We start from the raw sequence: 24832 nt of genomic DNA, 5'->3' as shown, positions 1-24832 counted from the left end.
GGCGTGGCCTCGATGGCCCTCGCCTGCGTCCTCGCGGCCACTCTCGTCCTGGCCCTGCCGAAGCTACGTGGCGACAACGGCCCCGGCGGCGACGGGAGTTCGGCCGGTGAGGACCGCCTGACGCAGGCCGCGCCCGCCCGCGCGGACGACTGCCAGTCGCCCGAGAGCAGCCTGCGGCCCTCCGGCAAGGACGGCACGACGATCGAGAAGATCAAGCAGCGCAAGGTCAAGAAGCTCATCGTCGGCGTCGACCAGAACAGCTACCGCTGGGGCTACCGCGACCCCAACAAGGGCGTCGGCAAGCTGGAGGGCTTCGACATCGACCTGGCGCACGAGATCGCCGAGCGGCTCCTCGGCGACCGCGACGCCGTGGTGTTCCGCGCGATCCCCACCAATCAGCGCATCCCGGCCATCCAGGGCGGCCAGGTCGACATGGTCGTCCGTACGATGACGATCAACTGCGACCGCATCAAGGATGTGGCCTTCTCCACCGCGTACTTCGAGACCGGACAGCAGGTCCTGGCCCCCAAGACGTCCGACATCACCGGCTACAACGAGACGCTGAAGGGCAAGAAGGTCTGTTCGGCCGCGGGCTCCACCGCGGAGTCGGCGCTCAAGGAGAAGAGCTTCGGTGCCGACATCAGGACCACGGTGCCCAACCAACTCGACTGCCTGGTAAGGCTCCAGCTCGGCGAGGTGGACGCGGTGGTCACCGACAGCGCGCTCGCCGCGGGCCAGGCCGCGCAGGACCCGACGGTGGAGCTGAAGGGCAAGGAGCCGTTCACCACGGAGTACTACGGCGTGGCGATGAAGAAGGACGCCGACGACCTGGTGCGCCGCGTCAACGACGTACTGGACGACTACCGCAAGGACAAGGACGGCTGGCGCGCCTCGTACGAGCGCTGGCTCGCCGCCGACCTGGGCGACTCGGCGGGACCGCCGAACCCCAAGTACAAGGACTGACAACTGACCTGCAAGATCTGACGTACAAGGAACCGACGTACAGGAACTGCGAATTCAACGCGGAGCGGAGAGGTGATCGATGAGCGTCGCGGGACCCCCCGGCCCTGTGATGGACCGGGACGAGGTGGACCGTGCGCTGGTGCGGCTCGACGCCGAGCACGAGGCGATCGAGACGTCGCTCCTCGCCCTCCAGGACCACGCGGGCCGCCGCCTCCTCGAAGGCGCGAAGCTCACCGGCACCACGCACGAGCGCTGGCTGGCCGCCGAGGGGCAGATCACGCTCCTGTGGACGTACTTCGACGCGTACGCGGGCGCGCTCAACACGGCCCGTGACGTGCGCGAGCGCAGGCGCTGGCCCAACCGCGACGACCTGCTCGAACTGACCCGGCTGCTGCGCGGCCGGAGCGTCACCGTCGCGGGCGGCTCGGCGGCCGCCGCCGCGCCGTCGATCACGGGCCCCGCGAAGCTCACCGAACAGTTCACGCTGGAAGAGCTCGTCGCGCGCATGAACGACCTGTACGCGCACTCCCTGGACACGGTCGTCGCCGCCGACGCCGTGTGGTCGGCGCTGCCCGCCCGCATCGACCTGCTCGCCGCCGAACTCCAGCGCACCCGCCAGCTCGCGCACTCCGTCGGCGTCCGCCCCGGCGAGCACCCGTCGGGCGACGACCTGGAACACATCACGCGGGAGCTGACAACGCTGCGCGAGCAGGTGGTGTCCGACCCGCTCGCGTTCTGGCAGCCCACGCGCGGCAGTTCGGCCCCCGGCGGCGGCCGCCCGCACACCGACCGCTACGACCACGCGGCCCGCGCCCTGGAGGACGTGCGCCGCGAGATCGACGCCGTGCTCACGGTCCGCCAGGACGCCGAGCTGCGCCTGGGCAGGCTGCGCGACCTGCTGTCCCGCGCGGACCGCACGCTCGCCGAGGCCCGCTCCGCGCGCGGCGAGGTCCTCGCGAAGATCGCCGCCTCCGAGGTGCCCGCCGTCTCCGGGCCGCCCACCGCCCTCCAGGAGCAGCTCGCGATGGCCGCGGACTACCGCAGGAACGCCCAGTGGCACCGGCTGTCCCCGCTCCTTGAGTCCCTGGAGCAGAAGGCGGAGGACGAACTCCTTCGCGCCCGCGAGTCGTTGACGGCCGTCACCGCGCCACTCGCGGTCCGCGCGGAGCTGCGCGGCCGCCTCGACGCGTACAAGGCGAAGGTCGCCCGGCACGGCCTCGCGGAGGACCGATTCCTCATCGAGCGTTACGACGCGGCGCGCCGCATGCTCTGGAGCGCGCCGTGCGACCTGCGCGTCGCCGAGGACGCGGTGCTGCGCTACCAACGGGCGGCGGCCGACGCGCTGGCGCCCAGGGTCCCGCAACAGGGCGGGCCCACCGACCGGAGGGGGGAAGCATGAGTGAGCAGACCGGACAGCAGCCGTGTCAGCGGCCCAAGTGCACGGGTTCGTACGAGGACGTGGGCGGCGGCGAGCTGTACTGCGACACCTGCGGTCTCGCTCCGGTCGTCTCGGCGAGCGGCATGGTGGGCTCCCCGGCGACGGGCATCACCGTGGGCGGCCGCAGCAGCCGGGGTTCGCGCAGCTCGCGCGGCTCGCAGAGCACCGGGACGCGCGGCAGCACCCGCTCCTCGCGGTCCTCGTCGTCGCGCCGCTCGGTCTCGGGCCGGCTCTCGCGCTCCCTGTCGCAGGGCACGTCGGGGCGGTCGGTGTCGGTGCGCAGCTCGGGCTCGTCGGTGGCCTCCTCCGCCCGCAGCAAGCTGGGCGTCGGTCTGGTGTCGGTGCCGCAGGTGCCGCGTCCCGACCCGCGCGGCGCGGTGCAGGAGAAGCCCGAGGTTCCCGAGAGGAAGCGGTTCTGCTCGCGCTCCGACTGCGGTGCCCCGGTGGGCCGTTCGCGCGGTGAGCGCTCGGGCCGCACGGAAGGTTTCTGCACCAAGTGCGGGCACCCCTACTCCTTCGTGCCGAAGCTGAACTCGGGCGACATCGTGCACGGCCAGTACGAGGTCGTGGGCTGTCTCGCGCACGGCGGCCTCGGCTGGGTGTATCTCGCCGTGGACCGCGCGGTGTCCGACCGCTGGGTAGTCCTCAAGGGCCTGCTCGACACCGGCGACCAGGACGCGATGGCCGCCGCGATCTCCGAGCGCCGCTTCCTCGCCGAGATCGAGCACGCCAACATCGTGCGCATCTACAACTTCGTCGAGCACCTGGACCAGCGCACCGGCTCCATGGACGGCTACATCGTCATGGAGTACGTCGGCGGCAAGTCCCTCAAGGAGATCGCCAACGGCCGCCGCACGACCGTCGGCAAGCGCGACCCGCTGCCCGTCGAGCAGGCCTGCGCGTACGGCATCGAGGCCCTGGAGGCCCTCGGCCATCTGCACAGCCGCAACCTGCTGTACTGCGACTTCAAGGTCGACAACGCCATCCAGACCGAGGACCAGCTCAAGCTCATCGACATGGGCGCCGTCCGCCGGATGGACGACGACGAGTCGGCGATCTACGGCACGGTGGGCTATCAGGCGCCGGAGGTCGCGGAGGTCGGCCCGTCCGTGGCCTCGGACCTCTACACGGTGGCGCGCACCCTCGCGGTGCTCACCTTCGACTTCCAGGGCTACACGAACGTCTTCGTGGACTCCCTGCCCGACCCCGACAACATCGAGGTCTTCCGTACGTACGAGTCGTTCTACCGGCTCCTCGTGCGCGCCACGGACCCCGATCCCGCGCGCCGGTTCGGCTCCGCCCAGGAGATGGCCGAGCAGCTGACCGGCGTCCTCCGGGAGGTCGTGGCGGTGCAGAGCGGGCGGCCGCGGCCGGCCCTCTCGACCCTGTTCGGGCCCGAAGTGAAGGTCACGGACACGGAGTTGTTCGCGGAGCTGGTCGGGGAGGTGTCGGCGCTCGGGGCCCGGGTGCTGGGGCCCGGGATCGGGCAGCGGCTGGGGATCAGTGCGGCGGAGGGTTCCTCGGGCGCGGGGGGTGTGGCCGCGCTGGGGCTTGGGGAGCCGGATGGTTCTTTGGGCGCCGGAGGCGCCGGGAACGCGGGCGGCGGAGCCGCTGAGGCTCTGCCCGGCGGAGCCGGGGGGAACGGGCCCGGCGCAGCCAGGGGGAACGGGGGGAACGGCCACGGCGGAGCCGGGGAGAACGGTGTCCCGGCGGCGTCCATGGTGCGGCCCTTGAACGCCCCCGCGGCGGCGCTCGCGCTGCCCGTGCCCCGGGTCGACCCCGGGGATCCCAACGCCGGCTTCCTCGCCGGGCTCGTGGACTCCGTGGGCGGCGAGCTGATCGCCGCGCTCAAGGCGGCGCCCGCGACCTCCGCCGAGCTGCGCCTGCGCGAGCTGCGCGCCCGCCTCACCATGGGCGAGCTGGTCTCCGCGGGCCAGGGCCTGGAATCCCTGGAGATCGACCACCCCGACGACTGGCGGGTGATCTGGTACCGCGGCGTCGCCTCCCTCACCACCGGCGACCACGAGATCGCGGCGCTCTCCTTCGACGCGGTGTACGACGCGTTCCCCGGCGAGCCCGCGCCCAAGCTCGCCCTCGGCGTCTGCGCCGAGGTGCTCGGCCAGTTGGACAACGCCGCCGAGTACTACCGCCTGGTGTGGGCGACCGACCCGAGCTACGTCAGCGCGGCCTTCGGGCTCGCCCGGGTGCAGCTCGCGGCGGGCGACCGGAGCGGCGCGGTGCGCACCCTGGAGTCCGTGCCGGAGTCCTCGATCCACTACACGGCGGCCCGCGTCGCCGCGGTCCGGGCGCGGCTGCGGCAACGTATGACGTTCGACACGACGGCCGGGCCCGGCGCCCGGTTCCTGGACGACCTGACGGCCGCCGCCGGGCAGGTGGAGGCGCTCGCGGGCTTCGGCCTCGACGCGGTGCGCAGAGAGCGCCTTTCCACGGAAGTCCTCGGTACGGCGCTCGACTGGGTACTCTCCGGTAGCCACTCTGGCCACGCCCCCGCGCCACCGGCCGCCCCCGGCGGCGGTAGTACGGGGACGGTCCTGCTCGGCAGCGAGCTGGACGAGCGCGGTCTCCGGTTCGGTCTGGAACGCTCGTACCGGACCCTTGCCCGGCTCGCACAGGGTGGCGAGGAAAGGATCGAACTGGTGGAACGGGCAAACCGTTTCCGCCCTCGGACGTGGGTGTGAAGATGTCCCAGATGCACCAACCGGCGGCCCTGTCGACGTGCCCGAGCTGCGAGGAGCCCCTGGAGTCGGGCGACTTGTTCTGCGGCGCGTGCGGCTACGACCTGTCGGCGATCCCGACCCCACCGTCCGACCGCCCCACCCTCGCGATCAACGGCCTGCCACCGGGACCCGCTCCGGCTCCGGCTCCCGCCGAGTGGCCCGTGGCGCCCGAGGTGGACAGCTCCGACGTCCCGGCACCGACCCACCGGTCGGCGGACCTGCCCGGCACCGACTCCCGGGGCGGCGACCTCGAGGCTTCCGGGCAGGGGGCGCCCGGCCAGGTGTCCGCCGAGCCGGACGAGTACCCGCTGCCCGCCCCGGCGGCACCGGCCTCGGAGTCGCCGACCCCGACCCCGCCCACCGGCACCAAGCTCTGCGTCGCCTGCCGCGCGGGCCACGTCGCCCCGGACGGCTACTGCGAGAACTGCGGGCACGCCCAGCCGCGCGAGCGGGACCACATGGAGCAGGAGCTCCAGGCCGTCGCCGCCGTCAGCGACCGCGGCCTGCGGCACCACCGCAACGAGGACGCGTTCGCGATCTCCTCGGCCAAGCTGCCCGACGGCTCACCCGCCGTCATCGCGATCGTCTGCGACGGCGTCTCCTCGGCGACCCGGCCCGACGAGGCCTCCATGGCCGCCTCGCGCGCCGCCGACGCCTCGCTCCAGGACGCCCTGCCGCGCGGCACCCACCCGCAGCAGGCCATGCACGACGCGATCATCGCCGCCGCGGAGGCCGTCAACTCGCTGGCCACCGAACCCGATTCGGCCCGCGAGCACAGCCCGCACCAGAACGCCCCCGCCTGCACCCTCGTCGGCGCCGTCGTCGCCGCCGGGCTGCTGGTCATCGGCTGGGTCGGCGACAGCCGCGCGTACTGGATCCCGGTCGACCGCACCGGCCCCACCGCCCGCCTCACCGAGGACGACTCCTGGGCCGCCCAGATGGTCGCCGCGGGCCTCATGAACGAGGCCGAGGCGTACGCCGACGAGCGGGCCCACGCCATCACCGGCTGGCTCGGCGCCGACGCCTACGAACTGGAGCCGCACACCGCTTCCTTCAAGCCGGACCGCCCGGGTGTAGTGGTGGTGTGCACGGACGGCCTGTGGAACTACGCGGAGGCGGCCGAGGACATGGCCCGCGCCGTGCCCGCCGACGCCGCCCTGCGGCCGCTGCACAGCGCCCAGGTCCTCGTCGGCCACGCGCTCGACGGCGGGGGCCACGACAACGTAACAGTGGCGATCGTGCCGTTCCCCGCCCCGCCGCAAGGGGCAGGATCGGCCTAGCGCGGGCGGGAGCGGGCCCCGCGCCGCCCGGCCCGCCCGGCCGCCGCCGTGCGTCCGCGCCGACGCGCGCCACGACGGGCAACGAGTCTGTGGGGAAGAATTCCTAGGGGGGAACAGCGTTCATGGCCATCTTCTCGAAGTCGAACGTGCCGCAGTTCACGGTCGATGTGTACCAGAACGAGTACCTGCCGGAGGGCGGCCGCGAGGTCAACGCGATCGCCACCGTCACCTCGACCGGCGGCGGCACCATCGGCACCGCGGTCGGCGCGCCCCATCTGTACTCGGCGGGCCAGGGCCCGGACGCCGCAGTCGCGATCATGGTCGACTGCTCGGGCTCCATGGACTACCCGCCGACGAAGATGCGCGGCGCCCGCGACGCCACCGCCGCCGCCGTCGACGCCCTGCGCGACGGCGTCCACTTCGCCGTGGTCGGCGGCACCCACGTCGCCAAGGAGGTCTACCCCGGCGGTGGCCGCCTCGCCGTCGCGAGCCCGCAGACCCGCGCCCAGGCCAAGGAGGCCCTGCGCAAGCTCAGCGCCGGCGGCGGCACCGCCATCGGCACCTGGCTGCGGCTCGCCGACCGCCTCCTCGCCTCCGCCGACGTATCCATCAGGCACGGCATCCTGCTCACCGACGGCCGCAACGAACACGAGTCACCGGAGGACCTGCGCGCCTCCCTCGACGCCTGCGCGGGTCGCTTCACCTGTGACGCCCGCGGCGTCGGCACCGACTGGGAAGTGAAAGAGGTCACAGGCATCGCCTCGGCGCTGCTCGGCACCGCCGACATCGTCGCCGACCCGGCCGGCCTCGCCGCCGACTTCACGCAGATGATGGAGTCCGCGATGGGCAAGGAGGTCGCCGACGTCAGCCTGCGGCTCTGGACGCCCATGGGCGTGGAGATCATGTTCGTCAAGCAAGTGGCGCCCACGGTCGAGGAGTTGACCGACCGGCGTACGGAGGTGGGGCCCCGCGCGGGCGACTACCCCACCGGCTCCTGGGGCGACGAGTCCCGCGACTACCACGTCTGTGTCCGCGTGCCCGGCGCCGATCTGGGCCAGGAGATGCTCGCGGCCCGGGTCTCCCTGGTCGTGCCCGGCGCCGACGGCACCGTACAGACCCTGTCCCAGGGCCTGGTCAGGGCGGTCTGGACGGACGACATGGCGGCATCCACCTCCATCAATCCGCAGGTCGCGCACTACACGGGCCAGGCGGAACTTGCCCAGGTCATCCAGCAGGGCCTGGACGCCCGCAAATCGGGCGACTACGACGGCGCAACGGCCAAACTGGGCCGGGCCGTTCAGCTCGCCAGCGCCTCCGGCAACGAGGACACCGCCAAGCTCCTTTCCAAGGTGGTGGACGTGGTCGACGCCACGACAGGTACTGTTCGATTGAAGGCGCGGGTCGCCGAGGCGGACGAGATGACACTCGAGACGCGCTCGACGAAGACGGTCCGCGTGAAGAAGTAGTACGTCCAGCAGTACGTGAACTTGTACGTGAAGCAGTACGCGCAGTACGTGTCGCCAGTACCGCAATAGCCGGAAACCCGGCAAAGCCAGTGCACACGGCCCTCGGGCCGGAGAAGGAGAGGGGGAAGCGCCGACATGCCGACCTGCCCGAACGGACACCAGTCGGGTTCCGACGACTGGTGCGAGGTCTGCGGTCACCGCATGGCCGGTGCCGTACCGCCGCCGCCTCCCCCGCCGCCCCCGGCCGCCGGCTACGGCTATCCGCCGGCGCCCGGCCAGCAGGGCGCACCCGGCCAGCACGGCGGGCCCGGTCCCGGTGGACCTGGCGGCCCTGGTGGTCCCGGCCCCGGCGGTCCCGGCCCAGGTGGTCCCGGTCAGCCCGGCCGCCCGCACCTTTCCGCGGTGCCGGACCTCGGCCCCGAGCCGCAGCTCTGCCCGCAGTGCCGCACGCCCCGCGAGGCGAACGCGCCGTTCTGCGAGGAGTGCCGGTGGAACTTCCTGACCGGTACGGCCACGTCGTACACGCCTGCCGCGCCCAATCCGCCGCTGCCCACGGGTGGGCGGCCGGGTGGGCCCGGGGGGCCGGGGATGCCTGGGCCTGGTGGTCCGGGTGGGCCCGGCATGTCCGGGCCTGGTGGTCCGGGTGGGCCTGGTGGCCCCGGCGGACCTGGTCCTGACGGGCCGGGTGGGCCGTTCGGTGGGCCTGCCTTTGGCGGGCCTGGTGGGCCTGGGCCCGGCGGTCCCGGTCCGGGTGGGCCCGGGCACGGTGGTCCCGGCGGGCCTGGTCCGGGTGGACCTGGTCCCGGCGGACATGGTGGTCCCGGTGGGCCCGGTCCTGGCGGGCCTGGCCCCGGTGGACACGGTGGTCCGGGTGGACACGGTGGTCCCGGTGGCCCCGGTCCTGGCGGACATGGTGGCCCTGGCGGTCCCGGCCCGGGTGGGCCTGGCCCCGGCGGCCCCGGCCCCGGCATGCACAGCGGTCCCGGTGGGCACGGCGGCCCTGGTGGTTCCGGCTCCCCCAGCCCCGCCCAACAGTTCCAGCAGGGCCCGCCTCCGCCCCCGCCCGGCCCAGGCGCACCGGGCGGTCCCGGCACCACACCCCCCGGCCCCGGCCAGGACCCGTTCGACTACCAGGGCTCCCGGCCCTCGCAGATGAACCGTCCCGCCGAGCCGATCCCGCCGTTCGGCCCGGGCAACGGCGGCACCCCGCCCGGCGCGAACCCGCCCGGCGCCCCGCAGGCGTTCCAGCAGCAGGGTCCGCCGGCACCGCCCGCGTTCCCGCAGGAGACCGGCACCCCGCACGGCCCGCCCCCGCCCGGCCAGGGCGGACCCGGCGGTCCGGGTGGCCCCGGCGGCCCCTTCGGCGGCGGCGACGACTGGGTCCTCTCGCCCCCGTCGTCCACGGCCCCCGGCCAGGGCGGCCCGGGAGGCCCCGGCGGCCCGGCCCAGCAGCCCCAGCAGGGCTACCCGAGCCACGGCCACCCGCAGCAGCCGCAGCAACCGCAGCCGCAGGGCCCCACGTCCTGGACCGCGACCATCGGCCCCGACCGTGAGTACTTCATGGCGATGATGCAGCGCAGCGGCCCCGAGGCCTCGGGCCTCAACCTGCCCGCGTACTCCCCGGAGCAGCTGCGTCCGCTCGTCGGCAACCAGATCACGATCGGCCGCCGCCGCCACTCCACCGGCGACACCCCCGACATCGACCTGTCGGTGCCGCCGGAGGACCCGGGCGTATCGCACCAGCACGCGGTCCTGGTCCAGCAGCCGGACGGCGGCTGGGCGGTCGTCGACCAGAACTCGACCAACGGCACCACGGTCAACGGCGGCGAGGAGCCCATCCAGCCCTTCGTCCCGATACCGCTGCAGGACGGCGACCAGGTGCACGTGGGCGCCTGGACGACGATCACCGTCCGCCGCGACTGACCTCCGTACCAGAAGCAGCAGTACCCGGAAGGGCCGTACGCCCCGCCTCACAGCGGCCAGGCGTACGGCCCTTCCGGGTCGTCCAGCCACGCCCACGCGTACGGCCCGCTGACCGTGACCCCGAACCGCTCCCGCACCGGCCGCCGCTCCCGCTGCCACAGCGCAAGGGCCTCGTGCGGGTCGAGGCTCCCCGCGGTCAGTTCGAGCAGGAAGCGGAACAGCTCGCTCTGCAGTGCCCGGCGCGGCAGCCCGCCGATGTGCTGCTCGTGCGCCGCGAGCCGCCCGTCCCCGCCGCGCAGCGGCACGAAGTACGCGGGCGTGTGCAGGAACCGCCCCTCCGCGTGCTCGGCGTCCGTCACCCGCAGCGCGATCAGCCCGGTCGCCAGCGGCGCGAGCACCCGCGCACCCGGGCGGCACTGCCCGAGCCAGGCCCGCGGCACCGAACGCAGCGTGCAGGTCGCGATGATCCGGTCGAAGGGCGCCCGCTGCGGACAGCCCGCGGCGCCGTCACCGGTCACGACGGCCGGCCGGTAACCGGCGGCCGCCAGATGGCGCCGCGCGGACTCGGTGATCTCCGGATCGAGGTCGATGGTGGTGACGCGCTCGTCCCCGAGGCGATGCGCGAGCAGCCCCGCGTTGTAGCCCGTCCCCGCGCCGATCTCCAGTACGTCGTGCTCACCGCCGTCACCGACGTGCAGCTCGACCAGCATCTTGGCCATCAGCGAGGGCTGACTGCTGGACGAGACCAGCTCCCCGTCCCGTACCCGGGTGGCCAGCGGCGCGTCCGCGTACGCCCCGCGCAGCCATCGCGCCCGCCGCACCGGATCGGGGTCCTCGCCCCACATCCGCTCGTACCCGCCGCCCGTGCTCACGTAGTAGTACGGCACGAAGAGGTGCCGCGGCACCTCCTGGAACGCCTCCCGCCAGGCAGGATCGTCGTCCCAGGCACCGCTGGCCTCGATCTCCCGCACCAGCGCGGCCCGTGCCTCGGCGGCCTGCACGGGGTCGGGGCCCCCGGGTCGATCGGGTTCCTCAGCGAGCGGAGCATGCGCACCCATACCCCCCACTGTGCTGCCCCGGGCCGCCTGATGCGAGTGGTCCTAAGCCTTCCGTCCTCGTCCGTCGCGTCTGAGACCATGGAGGAGTGAACGAGATCCCGCGCGGCACGCTTCAGGAGCAGACCTTCTACGAACAGGTCGGCGGCGAGGAGACCTTCAGGCGCCTGGTGCACCTCTTCTACCAGGGAGTCGCGGAGGACCCGCTGCTCAGGCCGATGTATCCGGAGGAGGACCTCGGCCCTGCCGAGGAGCGCCTCGCCCTGTTCCTGATGCAGTACTGGGGCGGCCCCCGCACCTACAGCGACAACCGCGGCCACCCCCGCCTGCGCATGCGCCACGCCCCCTTCACGGTCAACAGGGAAGCCCACGACGCCTGGCTCAAGCACATGCGCGCAGCCGTCGAAGCCCTGAACCTCCCCGAGGAACACGAACACACCCTCTGGAACTACCTGACCTACGCGGCAGCCTCAATGGTCAACACCCCCGGCTGACGCCCGCACCCCTGCCCGGGCGTCCAACGTCAACCGTCAAGTGGGCGTGACGGTAAGCGCTCCTGCGCCGGCCCGGCGCAGGGCAACAGATCCATAGGGCGTGCGCAGCCGAAGCCACGGCCCAGCGGACAGCAAGTCCAACGCGTCCCCCCGCAAGAAGCCCAAGGCTTGCGCCGCGTGCGCGGCCCGCACGGGCAGCTCGGTCCCGGGCACCACCCGGGACCAAATCTCCCGCCCCACCCGATCAAGCTCGACCCGAACCCGCGCCTCCGGTGCCAACTCCTCGACCCGAGCCCGGAATTCGGCGACGGCCCCCGCCACCAGGGCCCGCACCTCCCCCATCGAGGGCAGCCCGGAAACCCGACGCCACCCCCCACGAGGGGGCAGCACACCCGCCCACGGCGGCCCCGTGACGGCAACGGGCACGGCAACCGTCCCCACCGTCTCCACGGCGTCAGCCGACGCCCCCACGGACTCCAGCAACTCACCGGCGGAGACGGTCACATCCAGCGACGTATCGAGTCCGTACTCGTACGGCTTGGCAAGCCGCGCCGTACGAATGGCAAGCACCTCGAACGACGGCGGCCGCCCGAAGACGGCAAGCGTGTCCCCCGCGGCCTGCAACCGCACCGCGGCCGCCTTGTCGTAGTGGATCAGCCGAGCCAGGAAGGCGGCGAGATCCGCCGCCTCCCCGGCATCGGCGAAGTGCAGTCGCACGGTCATGCGACGAGCGCCCCCGCACCGCCCGCGCCCCGGACACCCGCGGCACCCGCCGCGTCCCCGTCGCGATACTCCTCGAGGACGGCCCGCTCCTCAGCGGTGATCCGCCGCGGCCGCTGCGCCCGCAGGTCGAACGGCACGACGATCGTCGACGCCCGCACATACACCTGCCCGCCGCTCTCCGGCTCCTTTATCTCGTACGAGATCGTCAGCGACGCGGCACCGATCTTCGTCACCCACGACTCGATGGTCACCGGCTTGTGCCGGTGCACCAACGGCCGCAGATAGTCGATCTCGTGGCGCGCCACCACGGACCCGCCCGAGAACGACGGCCCGTCGTCCTCGGCCGAGAGCCGGAACATGAAGTCGATCCGCGCCTCTTCCAAGTACCGCAGGAAGACCGCGTTGTTGACGTGCCCGAAGGCATCCATGTCCGACCACCGCAGCGGGCATTCGTAGATGTGGCGCGCCATGTCAGCCCCGGGTGAGCTTCTTGTACGTGGCGCGGTGCGGCCGCGCCGCGTCCGGGCCGAGCCGCTCGACCTTGTTCTTCTCGTACGCCTCGAAGTTGCCCTCGAACCAGAACCACTTCGACTCACCCTCGTACGCGAGGATGTGCGTGGCGACCCGGTCCAGGAACCACCGGTCGTGGGAGACGACCACGGCACAGCCCGGGAACTCCAGGAGCGCGTTCTCCAGCGAGGACAGCGTCTCCACGTCCAGGTCGTTGGTGGGCTCGTCGAGGAGCAGCAGGTTGCCGCCCAGCTTGAGGGTCAGCGCCAGGTTCAGCCGGTTGCGCTCACCACCGGAGAGCACACCCGCCGGCTTCTGCTGGTCCGGGCCCTTGAACCCGAACGCCGACACATACGCGCGCGACGGCATCTCGACCTGGCCCACGTTGATGTAGTCCAGCTCGTCCGACACCACGGCCCACAGCGACTTCTTCGGGTCGATGTTGGCGCGGCCCTGGTCGACGTAGGAGATCTTGACGGTGTCGCCGACCTTGATGGAGCCCGAGTCCGGCGCCTCCAGGCCCTGGATCATCTTGAACAGCGTGGTCTTGCCCGCGCCGTTCGGACCGATGATGCCGACGATGCCGTTGCGCGGCAGCGTGAAGCTGAGGTCGTCGATCAGGACCTTGTCGCCGAAGGCCTTCGAGAGGTTCTCCACCTCGACGACGATGTTGCCCAGGCGCGGGCCCGGCGGGATCTGGATCTCCTCGAAGTCCAGCTTCCGCATCTTGTCGGCCTCGGCGGCCATCTCCTCGTAACGCGACAGTCGCGCCTTGGACTTGGCCTGGCGCCCCTTGGCGTTCGACCGCACCCACTCGAGCTCTTCCTTGAGCCGCTTGGCGCGCTTGGCGTCCTTCTGGCCCTCCACCTTGAGGCGGGACTGCTTCTTCTCCAGGTAGACGGAGTAGTTGCCCTCGTAGCCGATGGCGCGGCCGCGGTCGAGCTCCAGGATCCAGCCCGCGACGTTGTCGAGGAAGTACCGGTCGTGGGTGACGGCGACGACGGTGCCGTCGTACTTCGCGAGGTGCTGCTCCAGCCACTGCACGGACTCGGCGTCCAGGTGGTTGGTGGGCTCGTCGAGCAGCAGCAGGTCGGGCGCCTCGAGCAGCAGCTTGCAGAGCGCGACGCGGCGGCGCTCACCACCGGAGAGGTTGGTGACCGGCCAGTCGCCGGGCGGGCAGCCGAGGGCGTCCATGGCCTGCTCGAGCTGGGTGTCCAGGTCCCACGCGTTGGCGTGGTCGAGGTCCTCCTGGAGCTTGCCCATCTCCTCCATGAGCGCGTCCGAGTAGTCGGTCGCCATCAGCTCGGCGACCTCGTTGAACCGCCGGAGCTTGCCCATGATCTCGGCCGCGCCGTCCTGGACGTTCTCCAGGACCGTCTTGGACTCGTCGAGCGGCGGCTCCTGCAGGAGCATGCCGACCGTGTAGCCCGGCGACAGGAACGCGTCACCGTTCGACGGGTGCTCGAGCCCTGCCATGATCTTGAGCACCGTGGACTTACCGGCGCCGTTCGGACCCACGACACCGATCTTCGCGCCGGGCAGGAAGTTCAAGGTGACGTCGTCGAGGATCACCTTGTCGCCGTGCGCCTTGCGCGTCTTGCGCATGGTGTAGATGAACTCAGCCAAGAGAAACCGTCCGGCATTCAGTGTGTGGGCAGATACACCCCATCTTGCCTGACAGCCACCCCCCGGAGGAAACCAGTACTGTCCCGGGCCCGTGACCTGCTCACCCCGCGGAGCGGCCTCACGCGGCCCAGGGCGACACGGACGGAGGGCGAGATGTTGCTGCCCTGATCACTCGAGGAGAGGCTGAGCGGGACGTCACCGGGTCTCAGTGAGCGCGGACGGGACCGCGCCGGTCGTGGTGGACGGAAGGAACGCGTGCGATGAGGGTCATGCTGAGAGCGCATCTGGACACCCAGATCTCGAACGAGGCACTCAAGAGCGGCAAACTGCCGAAGATCATGCAGACGCTGACGGAACGACTCAAGCCCGAGGCGGCCTACTTCGGCCCCAGCGAGGGCGGGCGGTCCTGCACCTTCGTCTTCGACATGCAGGACAGTTCACTGCTGCCCACCATCGCGGAGCCGCTCTTCGAGGGACTCGGCGCGAAGATCGAGATCCAGCCGGTGATGAACAGCGAAGACCTGCAGAAGGGCCTTGCGGCGCTGCAACAGGGCTGAGGGTCGACCTCCCCGTCCTGGTCACCGCCCGGGCATCCCGGGCGGTGACCAGGTGATCACGTTCCGCTCACTCCTCGGACGAGCTCGCCTCCGCGGGTCCCGCCGGGTCCTTCTTCTTGCGCAGCAGGAAGACCGCGCCGGCGCCCACCACGACCAGGGCGATCGCGATGCCGGCTATCAGGGGCGTCGCGTTCGAGCCGCCGGTCTCCGCGAGGTCGTCGCCGTCGGACGTGCCGCCCGCCGACGCGGGGCTCGGCTCCGACACGGGCTGTGCCTTGCCGCCGACGGCGACCGCGCTGCCCTCGGTCTTGCAGTCGAGCACTCCCTTGAACCGCTTCTCGAATCCGCCCGGCCCCACGATCGTGAAGTCGTAGGGCTGGTCCTCCTGCAGCGGTATCGTCACCGTCCGCGCCTCACCGGCCTTGATGGTGTGCTTGAACCCCATCAGGCTGAAGGTGAACGCGGCGTCCCCCTTGTTGCTCGCCGTGATGTCCACGCCGCTCTTCGCGCAGTTCTTCTCCGCGGACAGCGCGGGGATCGCGCCCTTCGCCGCCCAGTGCGCCGTCGCCGCGGCGGAGACCGTCGACTCGCTGGAGCCCGCGAGTATCTGCGTCTGGCTGCGGGTCTCGGAGGTGAAGGCCCGCCCGACCGGCACGGTCGTCGACGCCTGTACCTCCAGCGAGGCCGTGCCGTCCGGCGTGCCCTTCGGCACGTCGAAGTACAGCCTGCTGCCGTCGCCCGCCGACTTGACCTGCTTGCCGTCCTTGCCGACGACCTTCACCCCGCTCGCCGAGTCCGCGGGCGGCGTGACGGTCACGCTCTCCGCGTCGGTCCGCACCGTCACCGGGCCCAGCCGCTTCCCGGCGTGCCCGGAGACGGCCGACGACTCCAGCGTCAGCGACGCCTTCGGCTCCGCGCTGTTGCGCGCGCTGCGCTGCAGATAGTCCGCGAGCTTCTCGGCCCGGGGGTCGACGGCCTCCACCTTGGCCTTGTCGGAGAAGCGCCATATCGCCACCTGGGTGCCGGCCGCGGCCGTCTCCTCGGTGAGCGAGTCCGCGCCCGCCTTCCTCGCCAGCTCGGCGAGGTTGTTCACCCGGGGATAGGAGTGCTGCAGGATCCAGCGGATCTTGCCCGCCCGTGCGTTGCCGTTCAGGGACGTGCCGCTCCAGGGGGTCTCCTGGTACTTGGCGTCCTTCTGCGTGGGGTTGTGGATGTCGACGCAGTACGTCTGCAGGGTGCCGCCGTTGTCCACTGCCATCTCGAAGAGGCCCGCGGGGATCTTCTGACTGCCGCCGTCCTCACGTATGACCGCCTGGCCGTACGTCTTGAGACCGCTGAGCGTCGCGCTCGCCCCGCCCTGGTGCTGCGGGGTGTCCGCCGCCATCGCCGCGGTCGCGGTACCCGTCACGCCCGCCACGGCGAGCCCGGAGGCGACCGCCACGGCGGCGAGGCGCGCGGCGCCCCGGCCCCGGCGTCGGCTCCACAGAGTCGGCGACAGGGACGACGGCAGCGACGACGTCACGAACGCCTTGACCGACGGACACCCTGACAACGCAGAAAACACAGAAATCCCCTCCGGGCGGGACCCATTCACATGGGGGGACTGGTCCCGCCAGCAGATTCAACCGAGCAGGGTCACCTGCCGACCGCCCCGTTCACGGCACAACCGCCCCACGGAGCCACGCCCGGAATCCTAGGGACGTGGCGCATCGCGATTCCCGGTAGTGCCGTCTGATAACCGATCCGAATCGGAATTGTTATCGACAACGCCCCTTCTGAGCTGGGCATATCGACAAATCCATGGTTCCGCTTCGCCCCACCCCGGTGGTTGCGCGGCGGCGCCGGGCACAGCGGGGGTCCAACCCCGCCGCGGTCGTCACCCGACCGGAGCGGCTTCCCGTTCCAACTCGGCCCCCAGCCCGGTCTCCAGCCCGGCATCCACTGCGGACTCCGATACATGGGACTGCGGCGAGGACTGCGCGGGGAGCTCGAACTCCGGCTCATCCGCCGTCCCCTGCACGGGACTTCGCTCCTTCAAGGAGGAGTCCATCGTCCTGCCCGTGCGCCGGAACGCCGATGTTCCGCGCGCGAGGTCGTGTCCGATCGCGTAGGCGTCGATGTCCACCGACCGCCAGTGCTGCCCGCCCCGCTCCTCGTCCCGCACCCTCAACCTGCCCTGCACGATGACCGGTTCACCCACCGCCAGCGAGCCCTGGGCGTTGACGCCGAGCTGGCGCCAGGCACACACCGTGAAGAAATTGGTGTGCCCGTCCGCCCACGCGTTCTGCGTGCGGTCGAAGTACCGTGCCGTCACCGCGATCCGAAAGCGTGTCACCGGTCCGGACGGCAGCTCCCGGAACACCGGCGTCGTCGCCACGTTCCCCACCACCGTCACCATCGTGTCGTTCATGCCGACCCCTCCCTCGTCCACACGCGTGCGGGCCCGTCCCGCACGGCCGCGTCTGTGTCCGCAGCGCTCACGTCCGCCTTCGCGTTTCAGCGTCGGCGGCGGCTGCGATCTCAGACTGCACCCGCCGGGCCGGGCCCCGCCGAGCCCTGTGTCCTACCGGCCGGTTGTGGACAACTCCGTCACCCGACGGCGCCCTTCCGCTTCCCCGCGTCGCCTCGACGGCACCCCTTCCCCCCACGGCCTCGGCTGCACCCGACCACTCCCCCGCGGCCCCGGCGGCACGCCCCTCACGCCCGCCGAGCCACCCGCACGTACTGCTCCCGAACCTCCCGGTACCGCAGCAACTCCGCCGCCACCGGATCGAGCACCCGCGCCCGACCGCACCCCGCGGCCGCCTCCCGCAACCGCCGCTCGGCCTCGTACCCGTACCGCCGCGCAGGACCGCGCGCCGCCATCCCACTGGCCCACTCCACACACGGCCCGCCCACGATGCCCATGGCCATCAGGAGCACCGGCACACCCAGGTTCGGCTCCGCGACGCCGAAGATCTGCCCCACCAGCCACAGCCCGCCGACGGCCTGGAGCAGCGTCATCGCGGCCTGCGCGAGGACCGCGGCCGGCCACCACCCGGGCCGCGGCGGCCGCCCGTCCGGGAGCGCCGCCCGCAGGGCCAGCTCGTCGAGGGCCTCGGGCAGCCCCTGGGCGCCGCGCGCGGCCGACTCCCGTACGGCCTGACCCCAGGGCGTGGGCAGTCCGGTCGCGGCCTCGTCGGCCACGGCGCGCACGGCGTGCTCCACGCGCGCGCGTGCCGTCGACTCCTCGTCCGCCGGGGGCCGCAGGACGTGCCTGCCCGTGGTGTACGGGGAGCGCTGCGCCTCGTACCAGCGCCACAGCCGCAGCCAGGGCGCGGAGCACGCCCGGCCGGCGTGCCTGCGCCAGGCCCGCTCCGCGGCCTGCCCGGCGGCCGAGGCGCCCACCGCCTCCGCGAGCCGGTCGGAGAACTCCTCGCGCGCCTCCTCGCTGAGCCCGATCGCACCCCGCGCGGACGCGGCCCCCGACCCCGACGCGTACACCGGCCGCAGCCGTGCCGCAGCCGTGTCCAGGTCCGCTTCGATGCGCCGCGCCGCGGCTCCCCGCTCGCGCGTGAACTGGCCGAGCACCTCCCGGAGTTCGCCGACCCCCTCTCCGGTGAGGGCGGACAGCGCGAGCACCGTGGCACCGGGTTCGCCGTGTTCGCCCAGTGCGATGCCGTCCTCGTCGAGCAGCCGCCGCAGATCGTCGAGGACCTGGTCGGCGGCGTCTCCGGGGAGGCGGTCCACCTGGTTGAGCACGACGAACATGACCTCCGCGTGCCCGGCCATGGGCCGCAGATAGCGCTCGTGCAGCATCGCGTCCGCGTACTTCTCCGGGTCGACCACCCAGATGACCGCGTCGACGAGCCCGAGGATGCGGTCCACGTGCTCCCGGTGGTCGCCCGCCGCCGAGTCGTGGTCGGGCAGATCGACGAGTACGAGGCCCTGCAGAACCTGCGCGTCGGTGCCCTGAAGGGGCCGTCTGCGCAGCCGCCCGGGGATGCCGAGCCGGTCGAGCAGCCCCGCGGCGCCGTCCGTCCAGCTGCACCCGATGGGCGCGGCCGTGGTCGGCCTGCGTACGCCGGTCTCCGAGATCATCACTCCCGCGAGCGCGTTGAAGAGCGTCGACTTGCCGCTCCCCGTGGCGCCCGCGAGGGCCACGACGGTGTGCCGGTCGGACAGCCGCCGCCGCGCCGCGGCCTCGTCGAGCACCCGCCCGGCCTCCGCGAGGGTCTTGGTGTCGAGCCGCGTACGGGAGAGCCCGATGAGCTCGCGCAGCGCGTCGAGGCGGCCTCGCAGGCCCCCTTCGTAGACGACGGTCGTGTCCTGCGTGACGACGTCGATCTCGTACGGAGCGTGCTGGTCGTACACATCCGGCTCCCCGTCCGCCGGGGAGGCACCCACCACCACGCGCCGCGCGATGAGCCCGTCGTCCCAGGCGTCTTCGCCGCCCCCCGCGCGGTCATCGTTTTCGTCGCCTTCCCCGGCGCGCGAGTCCTGGTCTGCCTGACTGGAGGAGTCAGAGAGGCCGGAGAGCCCGGCGAGGTCAGAGAAGTCGGAGAAGTCGGAAGGGCCAGGGAGATCAGAAGGGTCAGAGGGGTCGATGGGGTCGGTGGGGTCAGAGAGGTCGGAGTGTTCCGCGTCCGCCGAGCCTTCGAATTCATCCAAGTGCTCTGTACGAGCTGTGCGCTCGGCATCACGACCTGTGTGATCCGTGCGCTCTGTGAGATCTGAGCGCTCTGTGAGATCTGCGTGATCGGCACGATCAGAGTGCTCTGTGTGATCGGTGTGGCCCGTGACGGCGGTCACCGCGGTCACCTCTCCTTCTGCAGTACGGAAAGCGCGGCGATGAGTTCGGCCTGGGGCTCGGGGCTGACGTCGAGTGCGTCCAGGGGGGCCAGGCGCCGCTCCCGCTCCGCGCCGAGGACCTTGTCCAGGTAGTCGGTGAGCAGCCGCCCGCCGCTGTCGCGCAGGCGCAGCGCGCCGTGGGCGCCGATGCGCTCGGCGAGCGTCTCTCCGGCGGTGCGCGCCCGCCGCCCGCCCAAGAGGGCGGTGGCGAGCAGCGCGGCGACGACGTCGGTGTCGGGCAGCGCGCGCTTGTCGGCGCGGTCGAGGGCGCGCACCTCGTCCTCGGCATGCTCCTCGAGCTCGCGCCGCCAGCGGCGTACGGCGACGCCGATGCGGTGTTCGGGGCTGTCGCCGTCTTCGTAGACGGCTGTTTCGTAGCGTCCGCCGCTGCGTACGAGTCCGGGGGCCTGGGAGGCGGGCTCGCGGCGCCAGGCGTCGTCGATGCGTTCGTCGGCGGCCGTGACGGCGCACAGCAGGAGCGCTTCCAGGCTCTCGACGATGGCGTCGAGGAGCTCTCCGGGGCCGCAGTCGAGCGGGTAGGCGCGCCAGCGCTTCAGGGCGTCTCCGGCGAGCACGGCGCCCGCCTGCAGGCGTTCACGTACGCGCGCGTGCTCGCTTTCGTACGCCTCGTCGACGGCGGAGGTGAGCCGCAGGGCGGCCGCGTACTGGGCGGCGACGGCGGCGGCGAGCTCCGGCATGCGGGCGTTGAGTGAAGCGAGGACTCCGTAGGCGGTGCGTTCGATGGCCTGTCTACGGGAGGACGGTTCCTGCACGCGGTGGGCGAGCCAAGTGCGGAGCGGCTCGACGGCAGTGGCCGGCAGGAGTCCGCCGCCGCCGGCGGACTCGGGCAGCTCGGGGACGGTGAAGCGCGGTACGTCGCCGAGTCCGGCCTTGGTGAGGAGCGCCCCGTACTGCCGTGACACTTCGCCGACGACCTGGTGGGGCACGCGGTCGAGGACGGTGACGAGGGTGGCGTCGTGCTCCTTGGCGGTGCGCAGGAGGTGCCAGGGCACGGCGTCGGCGTAGCGGGAGGCCGTGGTGACCATGACCCACACGTCGGCGGCGCAGATCAGCTCTGCGGCGAGGACGCGGTTGTCGGCGACCAGGGAGTCGATGTCGGGGGCGTCGAGGAGGGCGAGGCCGCGGGGCAGGGTGTCGGCGGTCTCGACGCGCAGGAGGCGTTCGCCGTCCGGTCCCACTCCGTCGGCCCCCTCGCCCTCCTGCCGGGGCACCCAGACGCGCGTGAGCTGCGGCAGCACTCGCATGCCGGAGAACCAGTGCTGGTCCTCCGGGTGGCACACCAGGACGGGCGTGCGGGTCGTGGGCCTGAGCACACCCGCCTCGCTGACCTGACGTCCCACCAGGGAGTTCACGAGCGTGGACTTGCCTGCGCCGGTGGAGCCGCCGACAACGGCCAGCAAGGGCGCTTCGGGCGCCCGCAGCCGGGGCACCAGATAGTCGTCGAGCTGTGCGAGGAGCTCGTCCCGGTTGGCCCGCGCGCGTGGCGCCCCCGGCAGGGGGAGCGGAAAGCGTGCGGCGGCGACACGCTCACGCAGGGCGGAGAGTGCGTCAAGCAGTTGAGGCCGTACGTCCAAGGTCACCACATGCGAAGAATGCCCAATTTTGATGGCTTTCTGAAGCATATGGGCACCCCTGCGCGCCGATCGGACACCCGCGACGGAAGGGGCGACTGGGTCGCAGGCATAACGAGTGCACAACACCCGGGGCGCCAGACGCCAAAAGCGATGCGAGATTCGCACCTGCCTGCGATTATCAGGACCGCTTCACCGAACCTCCACATCGCGTGGCGGAGGTGAAGCACCAGGGACAAGCCACCAGGAGCCCTATCCTTGTCCCCGGTCCATGGTCCAGGACTCCCGGCAGGGTCACGGACCACCCCACACCGGGCTCCAGGCCACCGGCCACCACCCGGCCCCCGTAGCTCAGTGGATAGAGCAGGTGCCTTCTAAGCACTTGGCCGCAGGTTCGAGTCCTGCCGGGGGCGCTCCACGCAGCCGTGCTCAGCCGCAGGCGTCGATCACTGTCGAAGCCTCCTCCGTGATGCGCCTCTTCGCGTCCGGCCACGTGATCGGCAGCTCCCCCGCCGGCACCTCCCAGAACGTGAACACGGAGGCCCGCATCAGGGGGCGCAGGGACGTCATGACGGTCTTGTGGGGCTCCGTGCGTGCGTACGCGTACAGGGCGTTCCGGTCCTCCCAGGCCGAGAGTGTGTAGAAGACGCCCTTGAAGAGCTGGGCCTCCAGGGAGGCGCCGAGTGCGCCGGGTGCGGAGCGCACCTGCCTCCAGGCCGCGTACGAGTTCCAGAAGAAGCGGGGGACGTGCCGGAGGGACTTCACCTCCAGGCGGGAGGCCATGACGAACGCGGTGGTGTCGGGGGCCGCCTGGTGCGGGGTCACCCAGGGAATGGTCGGCACGGTATCCTCGATCCCTAGTTGGAGAGTGGCACTATCTATATTAGACAGTGGCACTCTCTAATTGCCACCCGAATGCCACCCGATCGCCGACCGACCGCAGGAGCAGGAGAAGGACCAGGTGCGTATCTCCGAGTTGAGCCGTCGCAGCGGGGTGCCCAACGCGACGATCAAGTTCTATCTGCGCGAGGGGCTGGTGCCGCCCGGCCGGGCAACCTCCGCGACGCAGGCCGAGTACGACGAGGGGCATCTGCGGCGGCTCCGCCTGGTCCGCGCGCTGATCAGCGTGCGCGGGCTGAGTGTCAGCGCGGCCAAGGAGGTCGTGGGCAGCCTCGGTGAGGTGGAGGGCGACACGTACGAGCTGCTCGGGCTCGTCTTCGGGGTGTGGCCGGGTGCGGACGGCAACGGCCCAGCCGGCTCCGGCGGGGGCGAGGGCCGGGGCGGGGGCGAGGACCACGACGAGGGCGAGGACGCCGACGTCGACGCCCTCGTCGCCGAACTCGGCTGGGACGTCACCGAGTTCAGCCCGGCCCGCAAGACCGTCACCCAGACCCTGAACACCCTGCGCAACCTCGGCCTCGACTGCGGCTGGCGCGACCTCGTCCCCTACGCCCGCCTGGCCGAACGCACCGCCACCCTGGACCTCGACCAGATCGAGGGCCCGGACGACCCCCTGGAGAAGGCCGAACGCGCGGTCCTGCTGACCTTCCTCCTCGAACCGGCCCTGCTGGCCCTCAGACGCCTCGCCCAGGAATCGGAGGCGGCGGCGCGCTACCGCGACCAGGGCCTGCCTTAGCGGCGGTACAAGCCCTCGATCTCCTCCGCGTACGCCGCCACCACAGCCCCCCGCTTCAGCTTCATCGACGGCGTGAGCATCCCGTTGCCCTCCGTGAACTCGCCCTCCACGATCACGAATTCGCGGATCGACTCCGCCCGCGACACCGCCTCGTTCGTGTAGTCCACGGCCTTCTGGACGTCTTCGAGGAGTTTCGGGTCGCGGCACAGGGCGGACAGCGGGGTGTCCGTGGGGCGCTTGCGCACGGAGAGCCAGTGCTGGACGGCCTCCGGTTCGAGGGTGATGAGGGCGGCGACGTACGGACGGTTGTCGCCGACGACGATGCACTGGCCGATGAGCGGGCGGCCGCGCAGGCGGTCCTCCAGGACGGCGGGTGAGACGTTCTTGCCGCCGGAGGTGACGAGGATGTCCTTCTTGCGGCCGGTGATGGTGAGATAGCCGTCGTCGTCGAGGGCCCCGAGGTCGCCGGTCGCGAGCCAGGCGCCGCCGGAGTCGCCGGCCAGGACGGCGTCGGTGGCCTCCTTGTTGTTCCAGTACGAGGAGAAGACGATGCCGCCCTTGATGAGTACCTCGCCGTCGTCCGCGATGCGCACCGCCGTACCGGGCACGGGCAGGCCGACCGTGCCGGGGCGCGGGCCGAGCGGCGGCACGATGGTGGCGGCCGCCGTGGTCTCCGTCAGGCCGTAGCCCTCGTAGATGACGATTCCGGCGCCGTAGAAGAAGAGGTTGCGGCGCTTGTCCAGCGGGGAGCCGCCGCTGATCGCGTAGCGCAGGCGGCCGCCGACCTCCTTGCGGATGCGGCGGTAGACGAGGAGTTCGTACAGCGCCCAGCCGAGATAGAGCCCCGGGGACGGACCCGGGCCGCGCCCCAGGAACTTGTTCAGGTACGCCTCCGCGAAGCGCACGCCGATGCGGTCGGCGCGGTCGAAGGAGGCGCCGCGGCCGATCTTCTCGGCGGTCGCGCGCCCGGTGTCGTGGATCCGCTCGAAGAGGTACGGCACGCCGACGACGAACGTCGGCCTGAAGGACCGCAGTTCGGGGCGGAGGTCGTCCGGCCTGATGCTCGGGCAGTGGCCCAGCTCGATGCGGGCGAGCATGCAGGCGATCTGGATGCTGCGGCCCAGGATGTGGGCCAGCGGCAGGAACAGCAGGGTCGACGCGGTCTGGCCCGTGATCTCCTTGAAGACCGGGTGCATCAGCTCGACGGTGTTCGAGGCCTCGGCGTGCAGGTTGCCGTGCGTGAGGACGCAGCCCTTGGGTTTGCCGGTGGTTCCGGAGGTGTAGCAGATGGTGGCGACGGAGTCGGGCGTGAGGGCCGCGCGGCGCTCGGTGACCTCCGCGTCGCTCACTTCCCGCCCGCGCTCGGCCAGTTCGAGGACCGCGCCGTCGTCGATGACCGACACGGCGGGGGGCGCGTCGAGGTCCGCGACCGCGCGGCGCGCCGTCGCGGCGTTCTCCGCGGTCTCGGCGATGAGGAGCCGGGCGCCGGAGTCCCGCGCGATCCACTCGATCTGCTCGGCGGACGACGTCGGGTAGACGGGCACGGTCTGGCCGCCCGCCGCCCAGATCGCGAAGTCCAGGACCGCCCATTCGTAGCGCGTACGGGACATCAGGGCGACCCGGCCGCCGGGTTCGAGGCCCGCCGCGATCAGGCCCTTCGCCGCCGCGGAGACCTCGCGGGCGAAGACGGTGGCCGTGACGGGACGCCACTCGCCCCCCTCCTTGCGGCGCACGACGACGGCCTCGGGGGCCTCGGCGGCGTTGGTGAAGGGGATGTCGGCGGTGCTCGCGCGGGTCGCGGGGGCGGCAAGCGCGGGGGTGCGGGCCTCCCGTACGACGCCGTGCTCGTCCCTGACGATCTCGACCTTGGCGCGGTCCGCCAGATCACTGCGGCGTCGCGCCTGCTTCAGGTCCTTGCGTACCCCCATGACGGCTCCCGGTTCGTCGGCTCGCGCGGTCCCGGATCCTTACGTAATCGTCAACTTACCGACGCGTAAGGAA

The 24832-nt window shown here is 72.1% G+C and carries 20 protein-coding genes and 1 tRNA gene; 11 read left to right on the top strand and 10 right to left on the bottom strand.

The genetic code is table 11. From position 1 onward, the window contains the following. Positions 1 to 12: 12 nt before the first annotated feature. The 6 genes from IEY91_RS33290 (at position 13) to IEY91_RS33265 (ending at position 9808) form a co-directional block, all read left to right on the top strand. The gene (locus IEY91_RS33290) at positions 13 to 963 is read left to right on the top strand and encodes a glutamate ABC transporter substrate-binding protein (RefSeq protein WP_229697401.1); all 951 of its coding nucleotides are present in this window, start codon (positions 13 to 15) and stop codon (positions 961 to 963) included. A 79-nt stretch (positions 964 to 1042) separates the two neighbouring features. Continuing rightward, positions 1043 to 2362 carry a hypothetical protein gene (locus IEY91_RS33285; RefSeq protein ID WP_189176843.1) on the top strand — a complete coding sequence of 440 codons (1320 nt, stop codon included), beginning with the start codon at positions 1043 to 1045 and terminating at the stop codon, positions 2360 to 2362. After that, positions 2359 to 5100: a serine/threonine-protein kinase gene (locus IEY91_RS33280; protein ID WP_189176842.1), complete on the top strand. Its 2742-nt coding sequence runs from the start codon at positions 2359 to 2361 to the stop codon at positions 5098 to 5100. Before IEY91_RS33285 ends, IEY91_RS33280 begins: the two co-directional genes overlap by 4 nt. A 2-nt stretch (positions 5101 to 5102) precedes the next feature. Beyond that, complete coding sequence (locus IEY91_RS33275; RefSeq protein ID WP_189176841.1) at positions 5103 to 6419, top strand: PP2C family protein-serine/threonine phosphatase; 1317 nt, start codon at positions 5103 to 5105, stop codon at positions 6417 to 6419. Positions 6420 to 6541: 122 nt separating this feature from the next. Next, a complete protein-coding gene (locus IEY91_RS33270; RefSeq protein ID WP_164324944.1) occupies positions 6542 to 7885 on the top strand; it encodes a vWA domain-containing protein in 1344 nt (447 codons plus the stop codon). A gap of 135 nt (positions 7886 to 8020) precedes the next feature. Then, on the top strand, positions 8021 to 9808 hold the full coding sequence (locus IEY91_RS33265) for an FHA domain-containing protein (RefSeq protein WP_189176840.1): 1788 nt from the start codon (positions 8021 to 8023) through the stop codon (positions 9806 to 9808). A 47-nt stretch (positions 9809 to 9855) separates the two neighbouring features. On the opposite strand, the gene IEY91_RS33260 is transcribed toward IEY91_RS33265, so the two are convergent. Beyond that, positions 9856 to 10866, bottom strand: coding sequence for a methyltransferase domain-containing protein (locus tag IEY91_RS33260; protein WP_229697391.1), 1011 nt, complete (start codon positions 10864 to 10866; stop codon positions 9856 to 9858). A gap of 86 nt (positions 10867 to 10952) precedes the next feature. On the opposite strand from IEY91_RS33260, the gene IEY91_RS33255 reads away from it, so the two are divergent. After that, positions 10953 to 11357 carry a globin gene (locus tag IEY91_RS33255; protein WP_164324940.1) on the top strand — a complete coding sequence of 135 codons (405 nt, stop codon included), beginning with the start codon at positions 10953 to 10955 and terminating at the stop codon, positions 11355 to 11357. Positions 11358 to 11393: 36 nt separating this feature from the next. Here IEY91_RS33255 and IEY91_RS33250 read toward each other — a convergent pair whose 3' ends face one another. From IEY91_RS33250 to ettA, 3 genes are read right to left on the bottom strand one after another with little or no spacing between them, the layout of a single operon-like run. Then, positions 11394 to 12080 carry a DUF8010 domain-containing protein gene (locus IEY91_RS33250; protein ID WP_189176839.1) on the bottom strand — a complete coding sequence of 229 codons (687 nt, stop codon included), beginning with the start codon at positions 12078 to 12080 and terminating at the stop codon, positions 11394 to 11396. Continuing rightward, positions 12077 to 12550, bottom strand: a complete 474-nt coding sequence (locus tag IEY91_RS33245) for an acyl-CoA thioesterase (RefSeq protein ID WP_164324936.1) — start codon at positions 12548 to 12550, stop codon at positions 12077 to 12079. Before IEY91_RS33245 ends, IEY91_RS33250 begins: the two co-directional genes overlap by 4 nt. 1 nt (position 12551) lies before the next feature. Next, the gene (ettA, locus tag IEY91_RS33240) at positions 12552 to 14216 is read right to left on the bottom strand and encodes an energy-dependent translational throttle protein EttA (protein WP_164324934.1); all 1665 of its coding nucleotides are present in this window, start codon (positions 14214 to 14216) and stop codon (positions 12552 to 12554) included. 260 nt (positions 14217 to 14476) lie between these two features. On the opposite strand from ettA, the gene IEY91_RS33235 reads away from it, so the two are divergent. Continuing rightward, positions 14477 to 14773, top strand: a complete 297-nt coding sequence (locus IEY91_RS33235; protein ID WP_189176838.1) for a DUF3303 family protein — start codon at positions 14477 to 14479, stop codon at positions 14771 to 14773. A 67-nt stretch (positions 14774 to 14840) separates the two neighbouring features. Here the strand turns inward: IEY91_RS33235 and IEY91_RS33230 are convergent, their stop codons facing one another. From IEY91_RS33230 to IEY91_RS33220, 3 genes are all read right to left on the bottom strand, one after another. Next, on the bottom strand, positions 14841 to 16295 hold the full coding sequence (locus tag IEY91_RS33230; RefSeq protein WP_373288073.1) for a Cys-Gln thioester bond-forming surface protein: 1455 nt from the start codon (positions 16293 to 16295) through the stop codon (positions 14841 to 14843). Positions 16296 to 16649: 354 nt separating this feature from the next. Beyond that, positions 16650 to 17183: a single-stranded DNA-binding protein gene (locus IEY91_RS33225; protein WP_189176837.1), complete on the bottom strand. Its 534-nt coding sequence runs from the start codon at positions 17181 to 17183 to the stop codon at positions 16650 to 16652. Between the two features lie 287 nt (positions 17184 to 17470). Further along, positions 17471 to 19126 carry a YfjP family GTPase gene (locus tag IEY91_RS33220; RefSeq protein WP_229697390.1) on the bottom strand — a complete coding sequence of 552 codons (1656 nt, stop codon included), beginning with the start codon at positions 19124 to 19126 and terminating at the stop codon, positions 17471 to 17473. On the opposite strand from IEY91_RS33220, the gene IEY91_RS42120 reads away from it, so the two are divergent. Beyond that, a complete protein-coding gene (locus tag IEY91_RS42120; RefSeq protein ID WP_229697389.1) occupies positions 19112 to 19489 on the top strand; it encodes a hypothetical protein in 378 nt (125 codons plus the stop codon). The genes IEY91_RS33220 and IEY91_RS42120 overlap by 15 nt on opposite strands. 80 nt (positions 19490 to 19569) lie before the next feature. On the opposite strand, the gene IEY91_RS33215 is transcribed toward IEY91_RS42120, so the two are convergent. Further along, entirely contained in the window at positions 19570 to 21207 is a 1638-nt protein-coding gene (locus IEY91_RS33215) for a dynamin family protein (protein ID WP_189176893.1), read from the bottom strand. Positions 21208 to 21535: 328 nt separating this feature from the next. On the opposite strand from IEY91_RS33215, the gene IEY91_RS33210 reads away from it, so the two are divergent. Further along, positions 21536 to 21608 (top strand) — tRNA-Arg (locus IEY91_RS33210). Between the two features lie 16 nt (positions 21609 to 21624). Here the strand turns inward: IEY91_RS33210 and IEY91_RS33205 are convergent. Next, positions 21625 to 22038, bottom strand: a complete 414-nt coding sequence (locus IEY91_RS33205; RefSeq protein WP_189176835.1) for a DUF3291 domain-containing protein — start codon at positions 22036 to 22038, stop codon at positions 21625 to 21627. A gap of 118 nt (positions 22039 to 22156) precedes the next feature. Here IEY91_RS33205 and IEY91_RS33200 point away from each other — a divergent pair, with 118 nt between their 5' ends. Next, positions 22157 to 22831 carry a MerR family transcriptional regulator gene (locus IEY91_RS33200; RefSeq protein WP_189176892.1) on the top strand — a complete coding sequence of 225 codons (675 nt, stop codon included), beginning with the start codon at positions 22157 to 22159 and terminating at the stop codon, positions 22829 to 22831. On the opposite strand, the gene IEY91_RS33195 is transcribed toward IEY91_RS33200, so the two are convergent. Next, positions 22828 to 24759, bottom strand: coding sequence for an AMP-dependent synthetase/ligase (locus IEY91_RS33195; protein WP_189176834.1), 1932 nt, complete (start codon positions 24757 to 24759; stop codon positions 22828 to 22830). The genes IEY91_RS33200 and IEY91_RS33195 overlap by 4 nt on opposite strands. Between the last annotated feature and the right edge of the window lie 73 nt (positions 24760 to 24832).

It is taken from the genome of Streptomyces lasiicapitis (assembly GCF_014646335.1).
Classification (GTDB): domain Bacteria; phylum Actinomycetota; class Actinomycetes; order Streptomycetales; family Streptomycetaceae; genus Streptomyces; species Streptomyces lasiicapitis.
Note: the sequence above shows the minus strand (reverse complement) of the source record. Positions and strands in the feature narration are given on the sequence as shown.